The sequence below is a fragment of the Pseudomonas sp. SIMBA_067 genome (assembly GCF_046534675.1).
Lineage (GTDB): Bacteria > Pseudomonadota > Gammaproteobacteria > Pseudomonadales > Pseudomonadaceae > Aquipseudomonas > Aquipseudomonas putida.
Genome location: NZ_JAWRYH010000016.1, coordinates 37,152 through 61,162, shown reverse-complemented (window position 1 = coordinate 61,162; position 24,011 = coordinate 37,152). Strand labels below are relative to the sequence as shown.

The window sequence follows — 24,011 nt, the reverse complement described above, 5'->3', positions numbered from 1 at the left end:
CATCTGCCATCTATACATTCAGGATGACCCCATGATCATTCGCCAAGGCATTGCTGCAGACTATCCGCAGCTGCTCGACATCTGGCTGTGCGCCGTACGCGCCACACACCAATTTCTGCAACCGTCCGACATCGACGCGCTGTTGCCACAGCTGCGCGACGTGTATTTCCCGGCCGTCGAGCTGTGGGTTGCAGCAGACACCGATGACCAGCTGCTGGGCTTCATCGGTTTCAATGAAAACCACGTGGAAATGCTCTTCGTCGACCCCGAGCGACATGGCCAAGGTATTGGCCGGGCGCTGCTGGATTTTGGCCGCCAGTCGCGTAACGCGATGAGTGTCGATGTCAACGAGCAGAACCCCCAGGCAACAGGGTTCTACGAGCACTACGGCTTCGTCCAGACGGGCCGCTCTCCGCTGGATGGCGAAGGCCGGCCGTTCCCCTTGCTGCATATGAGCTTGCCCACCCAGGCGTGACCAGAAGGCACACACCGCGATGGACCGGTCCATCGGGCCATGTGTCGCAAAAAGGGCCGCAAAGCGGCCCCCCCGAGGGCAGCCGCTCAGCGCAAGGTATTTTTGGTCAGCTCGACTTCGTTCATCAATGCCTTGGCCAACGCCGTGAGGTAATCGGCGGCGCCCAGGAATTTGTGGTCGTCCTCCATATCGCCTTCGCGCAGTAGATGCTTGATGTAGCTCAGCAGGATCGAAACTTGCTCGTAGGCATCATCGATAGGAATGCCGGGCTGGACCCGCAGCAGATCCTTTGGCGGGTTGCCGACTTCGAGGAAGGTTTCTGCGCCGATGGTGAGGATGACCTTGGGTTCGTCTGCCATGTTTTCATCCCTCTTCCTTTTGGCCGAACAGCCGTGCATGCGAATGTGTTACCAGCGAATGGGCGATTTCAGTTGCATGCAGGGCATTGCCCAGGCCGGCATCGCCAGCGTGGCTGCGGCATTGTTCGTCAAGGGTTTCGATGACGCCGCGTAGCAGCTCGATCACGTGCGCGAGGGCGAGGGGCGGGTAGATGTCGGATTTGGGGGTGAAGAACGGGGTATTGATTGGGCGGAGGGGTGGATCGGGGACGAGCTTTTTCATTGTGTAATTCCAGCTTCTAGGGAAGGAACCACCACCTGAATCTTTCTCATGGATTGAAGGCGGCAGCCGTACGCAGGTGTGAGAAAACCGGGCAGAAGCTAGCAAAGGCCCGGCCAGGCGAAGGCCCGCCCACGTACGGCCACCATGAAGGTGCTGCTAGCTTGACTGTCGGGTTCTCATGCCCGGTCGCCGGAGCGACGCGAAAACGTTATCCCTGAGGTACTTCCCCGACAACAGCGATAGTTCAGCAGTGCGCGTAGGATAATTCCTAAGCGGGTTGATTCTGAAGCATTTGGTTTCATGTTCAGAATTGTCTTACAGGGCATGGCTTTGAGGTGCCTGCCAAGGGATCGGGTCAGGGCCACCAGGTGCTTGCCGCAACATGTTCAGCGCCTACAAGATCGAGCGCCGCGCGGGCGGCGCTCGATTGCACAGTCGCTGAAAAATTGCGCCGAACCACCAATCTTCGCAATCCAGCACCAATAGGCCGCCGTATAATCGGATCCAACACCGAGGATGCCCCGTATGCAAGCATTGGAAATGGACTACGGACACGGCGAAGAGGTGGCCAGCCACTGCCACGCCGAAGACCAGCTGATCTACGCCGCCAGCGGCGTCATGCGGGTCAGCAGCGAAGGCGGTAGCTGGGTGATCCCTGGCGGGCATGCGTTGTGGATGCCCGCCGGGGTCAGCCATGCCATCCGCATGGAGGGGGTGGTCTGCATGCGCACCCTGCTGCTCGATGCGCGCATCGACCGCTGCCAGGTCATCGTTGTGTCCGGCCTGCTGCACGAACTGATCCTGGCTGCATCACGCATGCTCGACCTGCGTGACGGCGAGCACGTGCGGGCACTGATCCAGCTTGAGTTGGCCACTGCCAGGCGCATCGATGCCTTTGTGCCGCAACCGCAACATGCGCGGCTGCGCGCCTGGTGCGAACGCTTCCTGCAAGACCCGGCCCAGGACCTGACCTTGGAGCAATGCGGCGCGCAACTGAACATGAGTGCCCGCAGCGTGGCGCGGCTGTTCCAGCGCGAGGTGGGCATGTCGTATGGCGAATGGCGCGCCCGTGCCCGGGTGATGCTCAGCCAGCAGTGCCTGGCCGATGGCCAGCCGATCCTGAACGTGGCGCTGGAGCACGGCTACCAGAGCGCCAGCGCCTTTGCCGCCATGTTCAAGCGCATCCTCGGCTACGCGCCGAGCGATTGGCAAAACAGTACCGCGCGCGGGTACTGAGCCCCAGGTTGTCCCACTTGCGCGCAGGGTTGTCCCGCTTGCGGCAGCGGCGTGCGTCCCACCCTCGTTAACCTCGCATCACCACCCTTGAGCGACATGTGTGATGCCCTTACAGCCTTCATTCCCCTTCCGTGCCCGGTTTGCCGTACTCGCCATGCTCGGCGTACTGGCGGCGTGCACCCGGCAACCCGCACCTGCCGAGCCACCCGCAGCGCTGCTGGCCAACCCGCTGGCGAATGTGCCGGCCGGTGTCAGCCGGCAACCATTACCCGAACAATGGTGGGCGCTGTTCCAGGACCCGCAACTTAACCACTGGGTACAGCAAGCCCTGGCGCACAATCAGGACCTGGCCCAGGCCGAGGCCAACGTGCAGGCCATGCTGGCCGGCATCGGCGAGTTCGATGCCAGGCGTTGGCCGTCAACCTCGATGGGCGTTGCCGCCACCTATGGCAAGAGCGCCGATGACCAGACCCTGGCCGAGGCGACCGACAGCCACGCGCCGGCTCAATGGCAATTCAACCCAGGTATCGAGTTGGCCTACCAGCTGGATATCTGGGGCCAGGTGCGCGCTGCCATCGAGCGCGCCCGGGCCCAGGCCGAAGCCAGTGCTGCGGCGCTGGACCTGGTGCGCCTGCAAGTGGTCGCCCAGACCAGCCGCGCCTACATCGACCAGTGCATCTACGCGGCGCGCCTGGACGAGGCTAAGCAGTCCTTGCAAACCCTCGACCACAGCGTGCAACTGAGCGAACGCCAGCGCCAGGCCGGCGTGGCCACTGCCCTCGACAGCGAGCGCCTGCTGGGCTTACGGGAACAAGTGCGGGCGCAGCTGCCGATGCTTGCAGCCCGGCGGCAGATGGCGCTTTACGAACTTGGCATGCTCAGTGGCCAGGCCTCGCTGGCCGACACTGCGACTTGCACCACCATCCCCACGCTGTCGGCGCCGCTACCGGCCGGCGATGGCTGGCATTTGCTCGAACGCCGGCCGGATGTGCGCCAGGCCGAACGGGAACTGCAGGCTGCCACCCTGGAAACCGACATCGTCCGGGCCGACCTGTATCCGAAGGTCAGCTTCGGCGCTTCGCTGACCTCCTCGGACCATCACCTGGCCAACCTCGGCGACAGCCGCGCGGTGATGTTCGGCATTGGCCCGCTGATCCGTTGGGAGTTTCCGAATATGAAGGCCAACCGTGCGAGGGTCGGCAAAGCCGAGGCATTGCAGCAAGCGCAGGTTGCCCATTACCGCGGTGCGGCGCTGAGCGCGCTCAAGGACGTGCGCCAGGCCCTTGCCCGCTATGACGGTGAGCGGCAGCGGTTGCAGGCGCTGGATGCCGCCCTGACGCACAGCCAGCGCGGTTATGCCATGGCCCAGGGCAACTACCGCGCCGGTACCGTGGACGGGCTGGCCTTGCTCGACAGCGAGCGAGAACTGATCCGCCTGCGGGCCAGCCACGTAGAAGCCCGAGGGCGCCTGGCGCAGGCGCAGGTCAACCTGTTCCGCGCCCTGGGCGGGCGGTGGTAGCTCAGGTAACAACAAATGGGGCTGCTTAGCGGCCCCAGAAATCAAGCATGGAAACCGAACATGAATGTCGCCGTAGAACAAACCGCACCAGCCGAAACTGAACAGCGGGCCAAAGCCAGATCCCGTCGCCGACTGGCCTACACCGCCAGCGGCAGCCTGGCAGCAATCGTCCTGCTGGCCTTCACCAGCTACTGGCTCACCACCGGCCGCTACCTGGAAACCACCGACGATGCCTACGTCCGCGCCGACTGGGTGGCCCTGAGCCCACGCGTGGCCGGTTACGTGGCCGAGGTCGCAGTGGCTGACGACCAGCCCGTGAGAGCCGGCGATGTACTGGTACGCCTGCAAAGCCGCGATTACCGCGCCCGCCTTGACCAGGCCCAGGCAGGTGTGGCCGAGGCGCAGGCGACACTGGTGGCCGCCCAGGCCCGCCAGCAGGTGGCCAGCGAGCGTATCAACCAGCAACAACAAGCCATCCTGCAGGCTGAAGCTGCCATGCGCAGTGCCACTGCCGAGCAGCGGCGCAGTGACTTGGACATGCAACGCTACCGTGGCCTTGTGCGAGACGACGCCGCGACCGTGCAGCGCCTGGAAACCGCCAGCGCCCATGCCACCCAGGCGCAAGCCGCGCTGCAAGGTGCCCAGGCCGCGCTGCGCCAACAACGGTCACAACTGGCCATGGCCAAGGCCCGGTCAGCCCAGGCTGACGCCGAACTGCAACAGCGCGCGGCAGCGTTGACCCGCGCGCAGGCCCGCCAACAGTTGGCCGAGCAGGACGAACAGGACACCGTGATCCGCGCACCGATCACGGGCGTGGTCGGCCAACGCCGCGTACGCGCCGGCCAGTACGTGGTGCCGGGCCAGCCACTGCTGGCCGTGGTGCCCCTGCAGCAGGCCTATGTGGTGGCCAACTTCAAGGAAACCCAGTTGGCCAACATGCGCCCGGGGCAGCCTGTAGAAATCCGCGTCGACAGCTTCGCCAGCCAGCCACTGCGCGGCCATGTGGCCAGCTTCTCGCCGGCCTCTGGCAATGTCTTCGCATTGCTGCCGTCGGACAATGCCACCGGCAACTTCACCAAGATTGTCCAGCGCTTCCCGGTGCGCATTCTGCTGGACACACCGCTGGATAGCCCGCAGGTACTGCCCGGCATGTCGGTGGTGAGCACGGTCGACACCCGCCCCGCTGAGGTGGCCGATGCGCACTGAACAAACGGTCACGCTGCGCGCCTGGGTAGCGGTGCTCGGCGGTTTGCTCGGCTGCTTCATGGCCGGCATGAACGTGCATGTCACCAGCGCCGCTTTGCCGGAAATCCGCGGCTCGCTGGGTGCCAGCTTCGAGGAAGGCTCATGGATTTCCACCGCCTACCTGGTGGCGGAAATCGTGATGATTCCGCTGACGGCCTGGCTGGTGGAGGTGTTCTCGCTGCGCCGGGTGATGTGGACCGGCTCACTCATATTCCTGATAGCTTCGGTGGCCTGTTCCTGGGCGCCCAATCTGGAGGCGATGATTGCCATCCGGGTGATCCAGGGTGCTGCGGGCGCGGTGCTGATTCCCCTGTCGTTCCAGCTGATCATCACCGAACTGCCGGCCAGCAAGATGGCCATGGGCATGGCGCTGTTCAGCCTGGCCAACAGCGTGGCGCAGGCGGCCGGGCCCTCGATTGGTGGCTGGCTGACCGATGCCTATTCGTGGCGCTGGATCTTTTATCTGCAACTGTTCCCCGGCATTGCACTGCTGTTCGCCATCGCCTGGTCGATCGAGGCCAAGCCCATGAAGCTTGAGCTGCTACGCAAAGGTGACTGGCTGGGTATCGCCGCCATGGTGATCGGCCTGGGTGGCTTGCAGATCGTGCTGGAAGAAGGCGGCCGGCTGGACTGGTTCGGCTCGCCATTCATCGTTGCCATGAGCGGGGTCGCCGCCATTGCCCTGGTGGTGTTCGTGGTGACCCAGCTGTTCGGCCAGCGCGCGTTCATCAACCTGCGCTTGCTCGGGCGCTACAACTTCGGCGTCGCCAGCGTGGCCATGTTCATATTTGGCGCCGCCACGTTCGGCCTGGTATTTCTGGTGCCCAACTACCTGTCGCAGCTGCAGGGTTTCAGCGCGCACGATGTCGGCGTGGCGCTGATCGCCTATGGCGTGGTGCAGCTGCTGCTGGCGCCGTTGATGCCCCGGCTGATGGGCTGGACCAGCGCCAAGTTCATGGTCGCCAGCGGCTTTCTGATCATGGCCCTGGGCTGCTGGCTGGGGGCTAGCCTGAGCGCTGACAGTGCCGACAACGTGATCATCCCGTCCACGGTGGTGCGCGGTATTGGCCAGCCATTCATCATGGTGGCGTTGTCGGTGCTGGCGGTGGCCGGGCTGGACAAGCGTGAAGCCGGCTCGGCCTCGGCGGTGTTCTCCATGCTGCGCAACCTGGGGGGTGCCATCGGCACGGCCGGGTTGACGCAACTGGTGGCCACCCGTGAGCGCTTTCACAGTGAGCGTATTCACGAGCAGGTGACAGTGTTCGAGCCTGGCATGCAAGAGCGCATCAACCAGACAGTGCAGAGCTGGTTGCCGCACCAGCAGCAGCTGCTGGAGGGGTTGGCGGCGACCATTCGGCGGGAGGCTTACCTGATGGCTTACAGTGATGCGTTCTACCTGGCGTGCCTGGCGTTGGTCGGGTGTGCAGTAGCGGCATTGCTGTTACGGTCAAAACACCAATTGTGATGCCGACACATCTCCCTGTAGGAGCAGCCTTGTGCTGCGAAGAGGCCATTACTGCCAAAGAAACGTGTTGGCCATGCCGGCCTCTTCGCAGCACAAGGCTGCTCCTACAAGGGGCATGCGCTTAGAGTGCCGCACCCGGCGCGAGGCCCGGCACCGCACGCATTTCGGCGGTGCCGAACCTGTCCCTGCCGCTGCTACACTGCCAACCGATGAATTTGCGAGACAGACCAGAGGTATGAACCCGACGCGCTACTCCACCGTGGCAAAGGACTTGATGGAAGGCATCGCCAACGGCCGCTACCCGGTGGGCAGCCTGCTGCCGACCGAGTTCGAGCTGTGCGACCTTTACAATGTGAGCCGGCACACGGTGCGCGCCGCGATCGACCAGCTGCTCAACCAGGGGCTGGTGTCACGGCGCAAGCGCGTGGGCACCCGGGTAGAAGCCCGCAGCCCGCGCGGCGGCTACTCGCAGTCGCTGGCCAGCGTGGCCGACCTGGCCCACCTGGCCGAAACCCAGCAGCGGGAAATCCAGGACGTCCGCCATTTCGTCGCCGACCTGAGCGAAGCGGCGCGGCTGGGGCTGGTACCGGGCGAGCATTACTTCTGCGTGTCGAGCATTCGCGTCGACCGCCTGCACAATGCCGCGCCGCTGTGCTGGACCGATGTGTACGCCCAGCGCGACTATGCCGAGGTCATCGAACGGGCCCGCGAGCACCCCGACCAGCTGATTGCGGGGTTGATCGAGCAGCACTATGGCCGGGCGATCGCGGTGGTCGACCAGCAGGTGCGGGCAGTGCTGCTGACCGCAGAAATGGCCCGGGCGCTGAAGGCCGAAGCGGGTTCACCGGGGTTGAAGATCATCCGCCATTACCGCGAGGAAAACGGTGATCTGATGGCGGTTTCCGAAACCGTGCACCCGGATGACCGCTTTACCCTGGTGACCCAGATGCGCCGGGATCGCTCGCCCACCTGATCCGTCCCAAAGGCGCGCGCAAATCCCTGTAGGAGCAGCCTTGTGCTGCGAAGAGGCCATTACTGCCAAAGAAATGTGTTGACCATGCCGGCCTCTTCGCAGCACAAGGCTGCTCCTACAGCGTCCCCAATTGCCTTTCGGCTTCGATCAACTGCTGCCCCCGCACCGTGGTCACCCGGTGATCGCGCGCCAGCCAGGCATAGATGGTCGGTAGCACGAACAAGGTAAACAAGGTCCCCACCAGCATCCCGCACACAATCACCACCCCCAGTCCGAAGCGGCTGTTGGCCCCGGCGCCGCTGGCGAACAGCAGTGGCAGCACGCCGAAGGTCATCGCTGCGGTGGTCATCAGCACCGGCCGCAAACGTATCTGCGCAGCACGAACAATGGCGGCAGCACGGTCGAGGTTGTCGCGCACCTGGATCTCGTTGGCGAACTCCACCATCAGGATGCCGTGCTTGCTGATCAGGCCGATCAGCGTCACCAGCCCAATCTGCGTGTAGATGTTCAACGTGGCCCAGCCCAGCGCCAGCGGCAGCAGTGCACCGCAGATCGACAGTGGCACGGTTACCAGGATGATCAGCGGGTCGACCAGGCTTTCGTACTGTGCCGCCAGCACCAGGTAGATCACCACCAGCGCAGCAAGAAACGCCCACATCAAGGCAAAGCCCTCCTGCACATACTGGCGCGATTCCGATTGCCAGTCGTGGCTGAAGCCCGGCGGCAGTTCACCGGTGAGCTGTTCGAGAAAGGCCACGGCGTTACCCATCGACACCCCCGGCGCCGGGATGGCCTGCAGGGTACTGGCGTTCTGCTGATCGAATTGCAGCAGGCGGTTGGGCGCCACTTCGATTTCCAGGTGCACCACCGTGGCCAGCGGCACCAGGCTGCCATCTTCGGCGCGCACGTATTGACGGTTCAGCGCCGCAGGGCTCAGGCGCTGGTCCTGGATACTCTGAGGGATCACGTCGTAGGAACGCCCGAACAGGGCAAAGCGGTTGAGGTACTGCTCGCCCACCAGCACACCCAGCGACTCGCCAATGGCCTGCATGCTGATGCCCAGGCTAGCCGCCTTGGCCCGGTCGACGCGCACCTTGACCACCGGGTTGTTGTAGTCGAGGTCGCTGTCCACCACGGCGAACAGGCCGCTGTCGCGGGCGCGCTGCTTGAGCACCTCCATGGTCTGGTACAGCTCGGGATAATCCCGGGCGCTGCGCAGCACCATCTGCACCGGCAGGCCGCCACTGGAGCCCGGCAGCGAAGCGACCTGGAAGGCAAAGATACTGCTGCCTTCGATATCCGCCACGGCCTGCTGCAACTGCGCCTGCACCTGTGCGGCGGACCGCTCGCGCGCCTCCCAGGCGCTGAGGTTGATACCCCCGAAACTGGCGGCCGGGCCGTCGGTGCCGTTGATGATCCAGGTGTCGGTGGTTTCGGCGATGGACTTCATCACCTGGTCAAGCTTCAGCGCAAAGCGTTCCGCATATTCGAGGCTGGCATGCTGCGGCGACTTGATGGCGGTCAGCACCGCTGCCTGGTCCTCGGGCGGCGCCAGCTCGCGTTGGGGCAGCAGGTAAAGCCAGGGCAGGCTCAAACACACCAGCAGCGCCACGCCACCGCCGATCCAGCGATGTGACAAGGTGTAGGCCAGCACCCGCCCATAGGTACCCGTCAACGCAGCAAACAACCGATCCGCCCTATTGGCCATCGCGCCATGCTGCTGCCCGGGTTGCAACAGTAACGAGCTCATCACCGGCGACAGGGTTAGCGCCACGATGCCGGATACGATCACCGCGCCCGCCAAAGTCAGGGCGAATTCGCGGAACAGCGTACCGGTCAGCCCGCCCATCAGCCCGATCGGCGCATACACCGCTGCCAGGGTCAGGGTCATGGCGATCACCGGCCCGGCAATTTCCCGTGCCCCGGCCAATGCTGCAGCGACCGGCGACCTGCCCTCTTCGATATGCCGGTGCACGTTCTCCACCACCACGATGGCATCGTCCACCACCAGGCCGATGGCCAGCACCATCGCCAGCAAGGTCAGCAGGTTGAGGCTGAAGCCAAACAGCAGCATCAGGCCTGCGGCACCGAGCATCGACAGCGGGATGGCGACCACCGCGATCAGCACGCTGCGCAACGAACCCAGGCACAGCCAGATCACCAGCACCACGATCAGCATCGCCTCCACCAGGGTGCGCAGCACCTCATGGATCGAAGCATCGATGAAGCGCGCCGTCTCGTAGGCCAGCGCCACCTTCACCCCGGGCGGCAGGGTCTGCTGGATCTGCGGCAGCAGTTGGCGAATGCCCTCGACGATCACCAGCGGGTTACCGGTCGGCGTGGGGAACAGCCCCAGGTGCACGGCCGGCTTGCCGTCCATGGTGGCGCTGGTCTGGGTGGCAGCCGCACTCAGCTCGACAGTGCCGACATCGCGCAGGCGCACCAGGTCGGTGCCATCGTTGCGGATGATCAGCTCACGGAAGTCCTCGACCCGGGACAGGTCGGTGTCCACCTGGATATCGGCCAGCACATACTGCCCACGCACCTGGCCCGGCGTCGCCTGGTAGTTGTTGGCCCGCACCGCCTGCGCCACGTCCGCTGCGGTCACCCCGCGCCCGGCCATCTGATCGCTGTCCAGCCACAGGCGCATGGCCAGGCGCTGCCCGCCGAACGACTGCACCTTGGCCACGCCGTCGATGCCTGAGAACTGCGGTTCCACCACCCGCGACAGGTAATCGCTCAGCTCCGGTATCGACAGGCTGTCACTGGCAAAACCCACATAGGCCACGGCGGTGGAGTCGCCTGCCGACAGCTCCACCACCGGGTCGTAGGCCTTTTCCGGCAGGCGGTAGCGCACCTGGTTGACCTTGGCCATGGTCTCGGCCAGCGCCTGGGTCGAATCGCGGTTGAGCACCATGCGCAAGGTGATCAGGCTGCGCCCCTGCTGCGACGACGAGGACAGGTAGTCGATGCCCTCCACCGACGACACCGCCTGGGTGATCGGCTGGGTCACGAAGCCCTGCATCAGCTCGGCCGAGGCGCCGGGGTACTCGGTGCTGATGGTAATGGTCGAGCTTGCCAGCAACGGGTACTGACGGATCGGCAACTTGCCCATGGCAAACAGCCCCATCAGGATGATCAGGCTGCTGACCACCAGCGCCAGCACCGGGCGGCGCACGAAGAGGTCGGTAAACTTCATGGCTGCCCCCCTCCGAGGTTGGCCTGCAAGCTGTCCTGCGCCACCGGCTCGACCGACATGCCGTCGCTCAGTTTCAACTGGCCAGACACCACCACCCGGTCACCGGGCGCCAAGCCGGACGTAACCTCCACCCGCCCCTGCCAGCGCTCACCAGTGGTTACCCGTACCCTGCTGACCCGGGTACCATGCGCCGCGTCCTGAGTGGCAACGAATACTGTCTGGCCATAGGCGGCGTAGGTGATCGCCGTTTCTGGCACAGCCAATACAGTCGAAGGCTGCACAGCATCCAGGCGCACGCCAGCGTACATGCCCGGCTGCAACTGCCCGTCCGGGTTTGGCAAGGCTGCCTGCACCTGCACCAGGCGCGCCTTGCTGACCACCGGATCGACCGCCACCACCCGGGCCTGGAAGCCTCGCCCGCGCACGGCGTCCACCGTCAGTGCCAGCACTTGCCCGGCATGCACTTCGGGGGCGGCCTGCTCGCCCAAGGCGAAATTCACATGCAACTGGCTGATGTCGGCCAGGCTGACGATGGCCTCGCCGGCGCCCAGATACTGGCCCTGATGCACCCGGCGAATACCCAACTTGCCGGCAAACGGTGCGCGAATGGCCTTCTGCGCAATCAGCGCCTCGACATGCTGCAGCTCACCGCTGGCCACGTCCACGGCGGTGGCGGCGTTGTCCAGCAGCTCTTGCGACACGGCATTCATCGCCCGCAGCTTGCGGCTGCGCTGCAGCACCACTTGCGCGTTACGCAATTTCGCCCGCAACTGCACCCGCTGGGCCTGCTCCGGCGCGTCGTTGAGCTGCACCAGCAACTGCCCGGCAGTGACCGCCTGCCCCGACTCGAAGGCGATGCGGGTAATGCGCCCCGCCGTCTCGGCCGCCACCTGCACCTGGTTGACCGCTTCCAGCTCCCCCGAAGCAAAGTTCTGCCGCGCCAGCTGCACCTGCTCGGCCGTGGCCAGCGCCACCTTGGTCGCCGGCCACGCCGCCGCAGCGGGCGGCGCCGACCCACTACCCACCAACGCATAGGCAGCGGCCAGCACACCGGCAACAGCGCCGGCCCAGGCCAGTAACGTCCTTTTGTTCATGCACAGCTCCGATCAGAGGAAAGCGGTTGCGGGGAAGATCGGGCAGGACTATAAGAGCTCAACTTAACTTGAGGTCAACAGGCATGGCAGCGGACAACACGCGGATGCTCACAGTGGGTGAAGTGGCCAGACGCAGCGGCGTGGCGGTGTCTGCGCTGCACTTCTACGAGACCAAGGGGCTGATCGCCAGCGTCCGCACGGCTGGCAACCAGCGGCGCTATCCCTCGCTGGTGCTGCGTACACTGGCGATCATCAAGGTGGCGCAGCGCACGGGTATTCCGCTGGAGGAAATCAAGCAGGCATTTAGCCGCTATGCGCCCAACAGCAAGCTTACGGCGGCGCAATGGGGCGAGATGTCTACCGCCTGGCGCGAAGACCTGAACGCCCGCATCCGCACGCTACAGGCGCTGCGCGACAGCCTGGACAACTGCATTGGTTGCGGTTGCCTGTCACTGGAAGACTGCCCGCTGCGCAACCCCGAGGATGTGCTGGGCAAGGAAGGTACCGGGGCGCGGATCCTCGAGAACAAAGCCCGCTAGCCTCGCGCTCTCGAGCCATGTGCAACCCTTCGCAAAAGCGCGTGGCCTGCAGGTTGCAAGCAGACGCTTGGAACCATTGCGGCCCTTCACCGCCCTAACCCTGTGCTGTTAACCCAAAGCCGATCACAGGAAGGAACTAAGCCATCATGAAACGTGAACAGATCGAAGGTGTTGCAGAGAACCTCGCAGGCAAGGCACAAAGCGCTGTAGGCCGTCTGGTCGAAGACCCGGCGCTGGAAGCCGAAGGCGATGCGCGTCAGGCCGCAGGCCAGGTGACCAAGACCTACGGCGACACCCTGGATACGGTGTCTTCGTTCGTCAAGGAAAAGCCCTTCGCCGCACTGGCCATCACCGCCGCCGTCACACTGGTGGTTTCTCGCCTGCTGCGCCGCTGAACCACGGCGCCTCAGGCGGCTCAGGGCCGGAGATATCGTCCGGCCTGTGCCATCACCAGATGGCAATATCGTAGGTCAGGTACAGGCGATTGCTGTCTCGGCCGCGGGCGAAATCTGATCGATACACATAGTTTCGCAGCTTCACGCCCAACCCTTTCAGCGGTCCGCCCTGCACCACGTAGGCAATCTCGGCGTCACGCTCCCACTCCTTGATGCCCTCGCCAGCTGAACGGCCATTGTCCCCACTCAGGTACCGCGTCATGAAGGTCAGCCCCGGTACCCCGGCCACAGCGAAGTTGTACCCGTAGCTGGCCATCCATGTTTTCTCTTCCTCCTCGATGAATTTGCCGATGCCGACGTTGCTGAACGAATACACGGTCGCACCGCTGATGTACGGCAAGCCGGCTTCGCCATCGAGCACCTGGTAACCGGCACCCACAGAATGACCGGAATGCGCATACGCCACCTGGCCGCTGAACATGTGGTTGTCGATGCCGCCGCCGTAGGCCGCCCCGCTGTCGCGGCTTTTGAAGTAGCGCAGGTCGGTGGTCAGTACCCCGCCGGCCAACGGCAGGTCATGGACCAGCCCGGCAAAATCCTGGCGATAGAAGTTCGCCAGCTGGCCATGGTAGACACTCAGGCGCAATTGTTTGCTCACGGCATAATCGGCACCTGCAAAGCTGAAGTCACCCGATTTGCCGCCCCCATATCCGTCCAGATAGATACCGGTGCTGTCGGACGAGTCACGCTGCTTGAAGCGGTCCAGGTGCCCCGCCGTCAGGGCCAGCCCATCGATATCCGTGCTGGTCAGCTGCGTGCCCTGGTACGTCTGCGGCAACAGCCGTGCATCGTTGTAGACCAGCACGGGTGTCTTTGGCAGCAAGGTACCGTGCTTGACCACAGTCTGGCCCAGGCGTGCCTTGGCCGTGGCCCCAGCACTGGCAAACTCCTGCGCCGCACGGCCATCGTCGTGCACCGGCAGAAGCCCCGTGCCACTGCGCCCACGACCGGAATCGAGGCGCAAGCCTAGCAGCCCCAGCGCATCGAGCCCCACGCCCACCGTACCTTCGGTAAACCCTGACTGGTAGTCGAGCAGAAAGCCTTGCGCCCATTCCACCCGTTCGCTTTTGGCGGTGGCGGCAGCGCGGGCGCTCATACCGTGCTCGTCACGGAAATTCTCGTTGAAATACACATTGCGCAACTGCAGCTTGAGCTTGCTGTCGTCGACAAAACCGGAAGCGCCGGCAACAGGCAGCCAGCCGCAAAGCAGGCCACAGGTGGCCCCACGGAACACAGCTTGGGACATGATCTGTACTCTATTGTTATTTTCTGAGTGAGCGGGAGCCCGGGCGCCTGGCAACGCCCGGTAATGCTTAGACGAAGAAGGACAAGGCGCCCGTTAACAACGCCAGTGCTGTGATCACCAACGAGGTGAGCACGGCCCATTTCACGGTGGCCTTCTGGAAGTCACCGATATCGCGGTCGACCATGCCCACCAGCAACAAGGTGGAAGCCACCAGAGGGCTCATCAGGTGCACAGGCTGCCCCAGCACCGAGGCGCGGGCAATTTCCACCGGGTCGATGCCGTACGCGGCAGCGGCGTTTGCCAGGATCGGCACAACGCCGAAGTAGTACGCGTCGTTGGACAGCACGAAGGTAAGCGGCATGCTGGTCAGCGCCACCACCAGCGGGAACCAGTGGCTCCAGCTTTCCGGAATCCAGTCCACCAGGGTCTGCGCCAACGCATCGACCATCTTGGTACCCGAGAAAATACCGGCGAATATGCCTGCGGCGAACACCAGCAGCACCACGGTCATGGCGTTGCCCGAATGGGCGAGGATGCGCTCTTTCTGCACGTCCAACTGCGGATAGTTGATCATCAGTGCCGCGACGAAACCGATCATGAACAGGATGGCCGCGTGCATCAGCCCCAGCACCAGCGCGGTCATCACGGCGATCACCAGCACCAGGTTCACATAGGCAAGGCGCGGGCGCTTGTGTGGGCTGTCACCGAGGATTTCCTTGATGTAGCAGTTGCCCCCTCCGGACTCCAGCGCAATATTGCCGATACGCCGGCGCTCGGTGCGGCCAAGCAAGTAGGCAGTGAACACTACCCACAATGCCCCGCCGATGACGGTGGGCAACATCGGAATGAAGTATTCGGTCGCATCCAGCCCGAGGGCGGCAATGGCGCGGGTGGCGGGGCCGCCCCAAGGGCTCATGCCACTCATGATACTCAACGACAGCATCGACACGGTGGCCAGGATCATCGGGTTCATGCCGATACGCTTGTACAGCGGCAGCATGGCGGCGCAGGTAATCATGTAGGTCGTGGTGCCATCACCGTCCAGCGCCACCAGCAGCGACAGCAGTGCGGTGCCGATGGCGATCTTGACCGGGTCGCCGTTTACCCGCTTGAGGATCTTGCGGATCAGCGGGTCGAACAGGCCAGCGTCGATCATCAAGCCGAAGAACAAGATGGCAAACAACAGAAGCGCGGCAGACGGTGCGACCATTTTCAGCCCATCGAGCATCATCTTGCCCAGGTCTGGCGCGAAGCCGCCAACCAGGGCGAAAACAATCGGAACGACGGTCAGTGCAACGATTGGGGACAGGCGTTTACTCATGATCAGGTAGGTGAACGTCACCACCATGATCAGGCCCAAGAGTGCGAGCATGGTTTGTTCTCTTGTTTTTATAGTCTATGTGGCCACCTGCAGCGCAGACAGCCCCCAACCCCACCCGGCAGTGCCTGGTGGGGGCCTTGTCAAAAGCGTGAAGGGGTCGGTGTTCAGCCGTGGCGGCGCGGTTCGGCGACCCAGTCGGCAGGTTCAACCACGGTGCTGGCCACCGGCTCGCCGTTCAGGCGGCTATGAAGCGTCTGGCGGTCACAGGCATTTTCCGACAGCGAAACCACCACCGTAGCCACTGCGTTGCTGGCAAGACTCGTCAGTGCACGGGCTTCCGACATGAAGCGATCGACGCCGATCAGCAGGGCCAGGCCGGCCAGGGGAATGTCGTGGATAACGGTAAGGGTCGAGGCCAAGGCCACAAAACCGCTGCCGGTGACACCTGCCGCGCCTTTGGAAGACAACAGCATGATGGCCAGCATGGTCACCACCTGGCCCAGGCTCAGGTCGATGTTGCAGGCCTGTGCGATGAAAACGGCTGCCAATGACAGGTAGATGGCAGTACCGTCAAGGTTGAAAGAATAGCCGGTGGGCAGCACCAGGCCGACCACGCCTTTCTTGCAGCCAAGCTTCTCGAGCTTCTCGAGCATGCGCGGCAACACAGGCTCGGTGGAGGACGTGCCAAGCACCACCAGGAACTCTTCGCGGAAATAGCGCAGAAGCTTCCACAGGCTGAAGCCATGGGCCCGGCAGATACCACCGAGCACCACCAGAACGAAGAATGCGCAGGCGATGTACAACGTCCCCACCAGCTTGGCCAGCGCGCCGAGGGAAGTAATACCGTACTGGCCTACGGTGAATGCCAGTGCGCCGAAAGCGCCGATCGGGGCAAAGCGCATCAGGTAGCCGAAGATGCGGAACACCATGGTCGAAGCCGATTCCAGCACATCCAGTACCGGCTTGCCCTTTTCGCCCATCGACGACAGCGCGAAACCGCTGAGCACGGCGATGAACAGTACCGGCAAGACCTCTCCCTTGTTGAAGGCACCGACGAAGGTGTCCGGGATGATGTGCATGAAGAAGTCCACCACGCTCAGCTTGGCGGCCGAGGCGGTGTACTGGCTCAGGCCCGCAGTACTCAGGGTGGCAGGGTCGATGTTCATGCCACTCCCTGGCTTGAACAGGTATACCGCCGCCAGTCCGATCACCAGGCTCACCACCGTCAGGCCCAGGAACAGCAGCAACGTCTTGCTCATCAGGCGCCCCAGCGAACGCTTGTCGGTCATCCCCGCGATGCCGGTGACGATGGTGCAGAACACCACCGGCGCAATCATCATCTTGATCAGCTTGATAAACGCATCACCCAGCGGCTTGAGGGCCACGGCCTGTTGCGCCCAGAAGTGGCCGACTACCACGCCCAGCAGTACGGCGCAGAGGATCTGGAAATACAGCGATTTGGCGAGTTTCATGGGGCATCACCATTGTTGAAATTGTGCGGATGCGCTTGTTACGAATGTGCGGATCTGGATCGACGCCTCGGGCTACCCGGCCAACCTGCGGAATGTAGGGGCGTAGACGAACCCTGAGAAGAGCCGCCGGGCGGTTCGTACTACCGAGGCCTGGATCGTCTGGCCATCGGCACCGCTGCGCGTCAGGGCGATATCGATGCCGCCACTGGGGTGCTCGAGGCGGACTTCGGTCAGCTGCTGCGCGTCTTCGCCCAGCAGGTCGGCAATCACCGTGCCGGGGCTGACGCAGGCAGTCGCCAGCCCCACTGCGCCAGTGATCGCCAGGGCGCGATGGCAGTTGTGCGGCATGAAATAGCGAACCTGCAGCGTGCCGTCATAGCGAGGCTTGGACACCAGCACTGGCTTGGGGATGACCATGCCACTGACATCGCCCAGGCCCATGGCCTTGCCGGCCTTCAAGCGCAATGCTTCAAGGCGTTCGAGCAGTTCGCTGTTGGCGTCCAGCTGGGCCGGGGTTTCCGAGCCGGTGACACCCAGCTGGCTGGCCTCCACCACCATCATCGGCATGGCCATATCGATGCAGGTCACCGGGACACCATCGATCAGGTCCTTGGCCTGGCCGGTAGGAAACAGCTTGCCAGTCTTGCTGCCGACTGCGTCCAGGAAAGTGAGGTGCACCGGGGCGGCAGTGCCGGGTACGCCGTCGATGGCGGTACGGCCTTCGTAGCGCACAATACCGCCTGGGGTTTCTACCAGCGAATTGACGAAGGTACCGGTGTTCAGGTTGCGAATACGGACCAGGGTCTTCCCTTCCTTGCCTTTGACCAACCCCTGTTCGATGGCGAACGGGCCAACGGCACACAGCATGTTGCCGCAGTTGGGGGCAGTGTCGACCCGCCGCTGTGCAACCATCACCTGCACGAACAGGTAGTCGACGTCGGCGTCGGCGTGCAAAGACGGGCTGATGATCGCCACCTTGCTGGTCTGCGGGCTGCCGCCACCGATGCCATCGATTTCAAGCTCGTGGCCGGAGCCCATCAGGTTGATCAGCAACTCGTCACGTTCGACTACATTGGCAGGCAGGTCCCAGGCGTGGAAGAACGGCCCTTTAGAGGTACCACCGCGCATGAGTACGCAAGGAATTCGCTGCATGATTTTGCACCCTTGTTGATCAATGGACATCATTGATGCTGTGAGCAAAAGAGTGACAGGCATGGATAAATCAATCCAATGCAAATATCGTAGCCATTATTGCGATTCAAACATTAATCATGCACGTCCACAGTAGCGGGCTTTCTTATGGAATATGAGCTGCAAGACATCAGATCTTTCGTGAAAATCGCCGAACTCGGTAGTTTCCACGAGGCCGCCGAGGCGCTTCACCTGTCCCAGCCGGCATTGAGTCGGCGGATCAAGAAGCTTGAGGAAGGCCTGGGCACCTCGCTACTGGAGCGCACCACCCGCCGGGTCAGCCTGACCAGCGTGGGGCGCGACTTCCTGCCCAAGGCCAGGCGCCTGCTGGATGATTTTGAAGACTCCATCCTCAGCATCCGCGAGCTGGCCGAGCGCCAGACCGGCCAGGTCACACTCGCCTGCATCCCCACCGCAGCGTTCTACTTCCTGCCGTCGGTGATCCGCGATTACAACGAGCAGTACCCGAAAATCCGCATTCGCCTGCTGGACCTTAGTGCCAACGACGGGCTCGAAGCCGTGTTGCGCGGCGAGGCCGACTTCGGCATCAACATGATGAGCGGCCAGCACCCGGACATCGAGTTTGTCACGCTGGTGCAGGAGCACTTTGTACTGGCCTGCCGGCGTGACCACCCACTGGCGAACCGCGCCTCCGTTACCTGGACAGAGCTGGCGGATTACCGCCTGATCGGCGTCGGCCGCCTGAGCGGCAACCGCATGCTGCTGGACCATGCGTTGTCCGGGCTCAACCTGCGGCCCAAATGGTTCTACGAAGTGCAACACCTGTCGACGTCGCTGGGCATGGTCGAGGCCGGGCTGGGCGTGTCGGCCATGCCCAGCCTGGCCATGCCCAACGCTGATCACCCAACGCTGGTGAGCGTGCCGTTGATCGAGCCGCAAGTCACACGCACCCTGGGGCTGGTGTACCGGCGCGGCGCGTCGTTGTCGCCTGCGGCGGAGAAGTTCGTTTCGATCCTGCTGCAGCAGTGGCCCAACCGTTGAGTCGCCGCTGCGCAGGCAGGCGAGGTCAGGCGTCCTTGCCGAGTACCAGGTGGTCAAAATGCTCGATGTGCTCATCCAGGTTGTCTTCGAGCATCATCCGGTACTGCTCGCAGAAGTACTTCAGAATCTCCTCCCGGGCTGCCGCCAGTTCCGCGCCGCTCTTGAAGCTGCGGGCGCTCATCCAGGCGCTGAAACGCGTTGCGCCGAAGGTCAGCGAGGCACTCACCTTGCCCAGGTCTTCGAATTTTTCAATCTGCTGGTTGGCCAGGTCGATGTGCGCATCGGCGCGGTCATAAAAGGCCTGATCGGTAGCTTGGGTCATTGCGGTTCACCTTGTAACGGAAGCCCAAGCCTTGCATGGCGGCGCGCATACGTGCAAGGCTGAAAAAGGATCACCCATAACGAAAAGGAAGCAAAGCACCTTATGCTTGGAATCACACGTATCCATCGCTATTTGCGCCCACTGCCTGCAAAACCGACTGCAGCCAGTGGGCGTGACCTCAAGGCCAAACCAGCCGCCCGCCTCGCCTCAAAGGTTGCAAACCTCCTCTGCACTCCCCGCTCCGCCCCACCTTACTTCTGCGTTACCCCTGAGCGCCCCCCTGTCGACCGTGTGCCCCCGACCTGACTGCCACCGCTGCAGCTCACACACCGAATTCGCCTGTTACAGGCGGGATGTCTGACGCAACAACAAGGGGCAACACCCAATGCTTTTCTTTCACGGTAAACGCATTTTCAGCGCCATCTTCGATATGGATGGCACCCTCTTCGACACCGAGCGCCTGCGCTTCAAGACACTGAAACAAGCCTCTCTGGAGATCTTCGGCACAGCGCTGAGCGAGGACACATTGATAGGCTCGCTTGGCCTGAGCGCGACCAAGGCCGAAGCCCTTGCCAAGGCACATAACGGTGAAGACTTCCCCTACGCCGAGATCCGCAAACGTGCGGATGAACTTGAGCTGGAGTACGTGCGCAATCACGGCGTACCCATCAAGGCCGGCTTGCTGGAAGTGCTCGAGCGCCTGCGCAAGTCGGGCTTGACCATGGCAGTGGCCACCTCCAGCCGCCGTGCCATTGCCGAGGAATACCTGATCAATGCCAATGTGCTGAAGTATTTCGACATCACTGTCTGTGGCGATGAAGTCAGCCAGGGCAAACCCCATCCCGAGATTTTCCTGAAAGCCGCCCGCGCGCTCAATTGCGAACCCGATCAGTGCTTCATGGTCGAGGATTCAGAGAACGGCATGCTGTCGGCCATCCGTGCCGAAGGCCAGGCGATCCTGATCGAAGACATCAAGTCGCCCGCTGCCGAGATCAAGGCTGGCGCGCTCAAAGCCTACCGCAGCATGCATGAGTTTCTCGCCGACCTTAGCGAGTGCGTACCTGACTTGGGCATGCCGGCATTGAGCGAGCCATTCCCGGCTTCGTTGAACCAGTTCAGCGTGGGCATTCATGGCTTCGGCGCCATCGGCGGTGGTTACCTGACACAGGTGTTTTCCCATTGGGATGGCTACACCCGGCCCCGTGAAATCATCGCCGCGACCCGCTCGCGCATGCTGCGCGAAAGCGTCAATGCCTTCGGCCGTTACAGCGTGCGCTACGGGGCCACTTCGTTCGACCAGACCCTCGACAATGTGCGCATGATCGACCTGGACGATGACGACGCAGTCATCGGCATGTACACCACGGCCGAAATTATCGGCCTGAGCCTGCCCGAGCAGGCCATCCGCAACCAGGCGAAGGTGATTGCCAAGGGGCTGCTGCAACGTTTCGAACGACGTGGCCGTGAGCTGACGTTGCTGATCGTGCTGAACAAGGTGGGCGGCGCCGCGTTTGTGCGCCGCCATGTGCAGGCAGAGCTGGCATTGCTGTGTCCGCCGGCAATTGGCAAGCAGGTGCTGGAAAAGACCCATTTCGCCGAAACAGTCGTCAGCCGCATCGTCTCCAAGCTCAGCAACGACGCACTGGTGCGTCAACTGCGCATCAAGTCGCAGATGTTCCAGAACAGCCTGGAAGACGAACCGGCAGTCGCCACCAAGGCATCGACGCCCGTGCCTGAATACGAGCGACTGATCGGGCGCTTCAGGCCTTTTGCCCAGCCCAGCAGTGCGATGAGCCAGCTGCACCTGATCCTGTTCAACAGCGAACCCGACATGCCGCTGTATGTAGAGCACGGCAGCGAGCTGCTCGAACGCCTGCGCCAGGTGAAGACGGTGCCTGACATCACCCAGATCCAGGTCATCAAGAACCGCCTGTGGAACGGCCCACATGCCATCGTTGCCTGGTACGCGAGCCTGCTGGGCCATGACTCGGTGGGCCAGGGTATGGGCGACGCGCGTGTCAGCGAACTGGCCGAACGGCTGATTCGCCAGGAAGTCGGGCCGGCACTGGTGGCGGAGTACCCGCACATGGCAGAAGTGGTCAGCCGTTTTGCCGATACCTTCCTGGAGCGCTGTGCAACTTCGTTCAAAGACCCTTGTGCCCGGGTGGGGCGCGACCCGTTGCGCAAGCTTCAGCGCAACGAACGCATCCTCAGCAGCATCGACCTTGCACGCAAGCATGGTATTGAAACCCCGTCGCTGGCGTTTGGCGCGGCACTGGCCATTCACCATGCCCTGCACTGCAAAGACGACAAGGCGCTGGAAGCACAGGCCATCAGGCGGGTTTACAGGGAAAACGACGCCAGTGTGGAGGCCGTGCTTACTCATGAAGTTGATTGCAACGGCAAGCGTTTTCCAGGGCTGGACCCGATCAGGGACACGCAGCTGATCACTGCCATTTCAGATGCTTTCCGGCAGTACCCGCCAAGGGATGTGGCAAGCAGGCTGGGCGACCTTTGCATAGGCGCATGAGGTACTGCATTAGCCTGAAGCCTGCGCGGTGAATGGCACCGGCTCCGCCGGTGTTCGCGGCTAAAGCCGCGCCCACAGTGATCGCGCCAGCTTTCAAGTGTTGTGCAAGACAGTTGTCCCCACAGGTACTGCCTGAAGCCTGCGCGACTACCCGCGAAGGATTTGCTATCAGAACGTACCACGCATGCCTGCCGGCCTTCACCGTGGGAATGACACAACGCTTGCAAATGACACAAGGTGTCATTAATATCGCCATGTGTCCTGGCAGCGCCACTACGACGATCAGCCAGTACCCGCCCTTTTCCACGCAGGTACCGCCCATGACGACCACCATGCACACCCCCAAGGACCAGTTGGTCAAACTCGCCCAGCAGCAGATGCTGACGGCCCTGGCCGACAACACCTACACGGCCCGGCAAAAACTTGCCCTTACCTGCCGCATCCTGTTCGACGGCGGCCACGACTCTGGCCTTGCCGGGCAGATCACCGCACGTGCGCAGGAGCCTGGCACCTACTACACCCAGCAACTGGGCCTGGGCTTCGATGAAATCGCCGCCTCCAACCTGCTGGTGGTGGACGAAGACCTCACCGTGCTGCAAGGCCGCGGCATGGCCAACCCGGCCAACCGTTTCCACAGCTGGCTGTACCGCGCCCGCCCCGATGTCAACTGCATCATCCACACCCACCCGCTGCACAGCGCCGCCCTGTCGATGCTGGAGGTGCCGCTGGCCATCTCGCACATGGACCTGTGCCCGCTATTTGACGATTGCGCATTCCTCAAGGAATGGCCAGGGGTGCCGGTGGGCAACGAGGAAGGTGAAATCATCGCGAAGGCGATCGGTGACAAGCGTGCGATCCTGCTTTCGCACCACGGCCTGTTGATTGCCGGTGGCTCGATCGAGGAAGCCTGCGTACTTGCCCTGCTGTTCGAGCGCGCAGCAAAGATGCAACTGCTGGCCATGGGCGCCGGTGACATCCGCCCCATCCCCGAAGCACTGGGCAAAGAAGCCCACGACTGGATCTCCACCCCCAAACGTCACGGCGCCGCGTTCAGCTACTACGCACGCCGGGCCTTGCGTGCCCACGGCGACTGCCTGGGCTGATCGAAGCTGTACTCTTTCCTCAACAACGGCAGAGGTGCCTGGTCATGTCTACACCTGTAATTCGCGGCGTTATCGGTTACACCATCACTCCCTTCACGGCTGACGGCACGCTCGACCTGGATGCCCTGGGCACGTCCATCGATAGCCTGATCGCAAACGGCGTGCACGCCATCGCACCGCTGGGCAGCACTGGCGAGGGCGCCTACCTGTCCGACAGCGAATGGGAAACCGTGGTGCGCTTCAGCCAGGCACGCATTGCCGGGCGCGTGCCCAGTGTGGTCAGCGTTTCCGACCTGACCACCGCCCGTACCGTGCAGCGCGCGCGCCTGGCGCAAGCCTGCGGCGCCACGGCAGTGATGGTGCTGCCCATTTCCTACTGGAAGCTCACCGAAGCCGAAGTGATCGCCCACTACAAGGCCGTCGGCGCGGCCATCGACATCCCGATCATGCTCTACAACAACCCAGGCACCAGCGGCACTGACCTGTCGGTTGAACTGATCCTGCGCATCCTCGGCGAGGTGCCCAATGTGACCATGGTCAAGGAAAGCACTGGTGACATTCAGCGCATGCACCGCCTGTACAAGGCCACCGATGGCCAGGTGGCGTTCTACAACGGCTGCAACCCGCTGACCCTGGAGGCGCTGGTGGCCGGCGCCACAGGCTGGTGCACCGCCGCACCCAACCTGATCCCGGCACTGAACCTGGCGCTGTGGGATGCCGTGCAGCAAGGCGACCTGGCCGAAGCCCGCGCGCTGTTCTACCGCCAGTACGAGCTGCTGGAGTACATCACCCGCCGCGGCCTGCCCACCACCATCAAGGCCGGCCTGAAAATGCTCGGCCAGGATGTCGGCGCCCCACGCCTGCCCCTGCAGCCGCTGGATGCCCAGGGCAGCACTTACCTGAAAGGCCTGCTGGCCGAACTGGCCAATTAACCGTGAAACCCGCCCGGCGGCATAACGCTGCCGGGCATCGTTTTTTGCAGGATCAGCCTGGTGCTGCGCCT

21 protein-coding genes are annotated in these 24,011 nt (G+C 63.2%); 12 read left to right on the top strand and 9 right to left on the bottom strand.

All coding sequences use genetic code 11. From position 1 onward, the window contains the following. The first annotated feature begins 31 nt into the window (after positions 1-31). Positions 32-475 carry an acetyltransferase gene (locus SB765_RS25780; protein ID WP_341798011.1) on the top strand — a complete coding sequence of 148 codons (444 nt, stop codon included), beginning with the start codon at positions 32-34 and terminating at the stop codon, positions 473-475. A gap of 86 nt (positions 476-561) precedes the next feature. Here the strand turns inward: SB765_RS25780 and SB765_RS25775 are convergent, their stop codons facing one another. Together SB765_RS25775 and SB765_RS25770 are read right to left on the bottom strand one after the other, a co-directional pair. After that, the gene (locus SB765_RS25775) at positions 562-834 is read right to left on the bottom strand and encodes a DUF3077 domain-containing protein (protein WP_019472880.1); all 273 of its coding nucleotides are present in this window, start codon (positions 832-834) and stop codon (positions 562-564) included. A gap of 4 nt (positions 835-838) precedes the next feature. Next, a complete protein-coding gene (locus SB765_RS25770) occupies positions 839-1,096 on the bottom strand; it encodes a hypothetical protein (RefSeq protein WP_341798010.1) in 258 nt (85 codons plus the stop codon). A gap of 525 nt (positions 1,097-1,621) precedes the next feature. Here SB765_RS25770 and SB765_RS25765 point away from each other — a divergent pair. The 5 genes from SB765_RS25765 to SB765_RS25745 all read left to right on the top strand — a co-directional run bounded on the left by SB765_RS25765 (position 1,622) and on the right by SB765_RS25745 (position 7,534). Next, positions 1,622-2,332: an AraC family transcriptional regulator gene (locus SB765_RS25765; protein ID WP_341798009.1), complete on the top strand. Its 711-nt coding sequence runs from the start codon at positions 1,622-1,624 to the stop codon at positions 2,330-2,332. Between the two features lie 103 nt (positions 2,333-2,435). Then, positions 2,436-3,851, top strand: coding sequence for an efflux transporter outer membrane subunit (locus tag SB765_RS25760; protein ID WP_410932140.1), 1,416 nt, complete (start codon positions 2,436-2,438; stop codon positions 3,849-3,851). Positions 3,852-3,911: 60 nt separating this feature from the next. Next, positions 3,912-5,057 carry an HlyD family secretion protein gene (locus SB765_RS25755; RefSeq protein WP_410932139.1) on the top strand — a complete coding sequence of 382 codons (1,146 nt, stop codon included), beginning with the start codon at positions 3,912-3,914 and terminating at the stop codon, positions 5,055-5,057. Continuing rightward, positions 5,047-6,561: a DHA2 family efflux MFS transporter permease subunit gene (locus tag SB765_RS25750; RefSeq protein ID WP_410932138.1), complete on the top strand. Its 1,515-nt coding sequence runs from the start codon at positions 5,047-5,049 to the stop codon at positions 6,559-6,561. Before SB765_RS25755 ends, SB765_RS25750 begins: the two co-directional genes overlap by 11 nt. Before the next feature lie 235 nt (positions 6,562-6,796). Beyond that, a complete protein-coding gene (locus tag SB765_RS25745; protein ID WP_410932137.1) occupies positions 6,797-7,534 on the top strand; it encodes a GntR family transcriptional regulator in 738 nt (245 codons plus the stop codon). 115 nt (positions 7,535-7,649) lie between these two features. On the opposite strand, the gene SB765_RS25740 is transcribed toward SB765_RS25745, so the two are convergent. Further along, positions 7,650-10,733, bottom strand: coding sequence for a MexW/MexI family multidrug efflux RND transporter permease subunit (locus SB765_RS25740; RefSeq protein WP_410932136.1), 3,084 nt, complete (start codon positions 10,731-10,733; stop codon positions 7,650-7,652). Then, positions 10,730-11,827, bottom strand: coding sequence for an efflux RND transporter periplasmic adaptor subunit (locus SB765_RS25735; RefSeq protein WP_410932135.1), 1,098 nt, complete (start codon positions 11,825-11,827; stop codon positions 10,730-10,732). The genes SB765_RS25740 and SB765_RS25735 overlap by 4 nt, the downstream gene beginning before the upstream one ends. Positions 11,828-11,910: 83 nt before the next feature. Between SB765_RS25735 and soxR the strand changes: the two genes are divergently transcribed. Both soxR and SB765_RS25725 read left to right on the top strand, forming a co-directional pair. Beyond that, a complete protein-coding gene (soxR, locus tag SB765_RS25730; RefSeq protein WP_341798002.1) occupies positions 11,911-12,366 on the top strand; it encodes a redox-sensitive transcriptional activator SoxR in 456 nt (151 codons plus the stop codon). 146 nt (positions 12,367-12,512) lie between these two features. Next, entirely contained in the window at positions 12,513-12,761 is a 249-nt protein-coding gene (locus SB765_RS25725; protein WP_016485569.1) for a CsbD family protein, read from the top strand. Between the two features lie 52 nt (positions 12,762-12,813). Here the strand turns inward: SB765_RS25725 and SB765_RS25720 are convergent, their stop codons facing one another. The 4 genes from SB765_RS25720 to SB765_RS25705 all read right to left on the bottom strand — a co-directional run bounded on the left by SB765_RS25720 (position 12,814) and on the right by SB765_RS25705 (position 18,012). Then, the gene (locus tag SB765_RS25720) at positions 12,814-14,067 is read right to left on the bottom strand and encodes an OprD family porin (RefSeq protein ID WP_410932134.1); all 1,254 of its coding nucleotides are present in this window, start codon (positions 14,065-14,067) and stop codon (positions 12,814-12,816) included. A gap of 67 nt (positions 14,068-14,134) precedes the next feature. Beyond that, positions 14,135-15,439, bottom strand: a complete 1,305-nt coding sequence (locus tag SB765_RS25715; RefSeq protein WP_410912561.1) for a CitMHS family transporter — start codon at positions 15,437-15,439, stop codon at positions 14,135-14,137. 113 nt (positions 15,440-15,552) lie between these two features. Then, positions 15,553-16,860 carry a dicarboxylate/amino acid:cation symporter gene (locus SB765_RS25710; protein ID WP_410912559.1) on the bottom strand — a complete coding sequence of 436 codons (1,308 nt, stop codon included), beginning with the start codon at positions 16,858-16,860 and terminating at the stop codon, positions 15,553-15,555. Positions 16,861-16,932: 72 nt separating this feature from the next. Continuing rightward, a complete protein-coding gene (locus SB765_RS25705) occupies positions 16,933-18,012 on the bottom strand; it encodes a 4-oxalomesaconate tautomerase (protein WP_341797996.1) in 1,080 nt (359 codons plus the stop codon). 147 nt (positions 18,013-18,159) lie between these two features. Here SB765_RS25705 and SB765_RS25700 point away from each other — a divergent pair, with 147 nt between their 5' ends. Continuing rightward, the gene (locus SB765_RS25700; RefSeq protein WP_016500822.1) at positions 18,160-19,053 is read left to right on the top strand and encodes a LysR family transcriptional regulator; all 894 of its coding nucleotides are present in this window, start codon (positions 18,160-18,162) and stop codon (positions 19,051-19,053) included. 25 nt (positions 19,054-19,078) lie between these two features. Here the strand turns inward: SB765_RS25700 and SB765_RS25695 are convergent, their stop codons facing one another. After that, entirely contained in the window at positions 19,079-19,375 is a 297-nt protein-coding gene (locus SB765_RS25695; protein ID WP_016500823.1) for a DUF3144 domain-containing protein, read from the bottom strand. Between the two features lie 385 nt (positions 19,376-19,760). Between SB765_RS25695 and mtlD the strand changes: the two genes are divergently transcribed. From mtlD to SB765_RS25680, 3 genes are all read left to right on the top strand, one after another. Beyond that, positions 19,761-21,905 (top strand): bifunctional mannitol-1-phosphate dehydrogenase/phosphatase, encoded by a 2,145-nt coding sequence (mtlD, locus tag SB765_RS25690; RefSeq protein ID WP_410932133.1) that lies wholly within the window; start codon positions 19,761-19,763, stop codon positions 21,903-21,905. Between the two features lie 320 nt (positions 21,906-22,225). Beyond that, entirely contained in the window at positions 22,226-23,008 is a 783-nt protein-coding gene (locus SB765_RS25685) for an aldolase (protein WP_012271240.1), read from the top strand. A 44-nt stretch (positions 23,009-23,052) separates the two neighbouring features. Continuing rightward, a complete protein-coding gene (locus SB765_RS25680; protein ID WP_410932132.1) occupies positions 23,053-23,940 on the top strand; it encodes a dihydrodipicolinate synthase family protein in 888 nt (295 codons plus the stop codon). Positions 23,941-24,011: the final 71 nt, after the last annotated feature.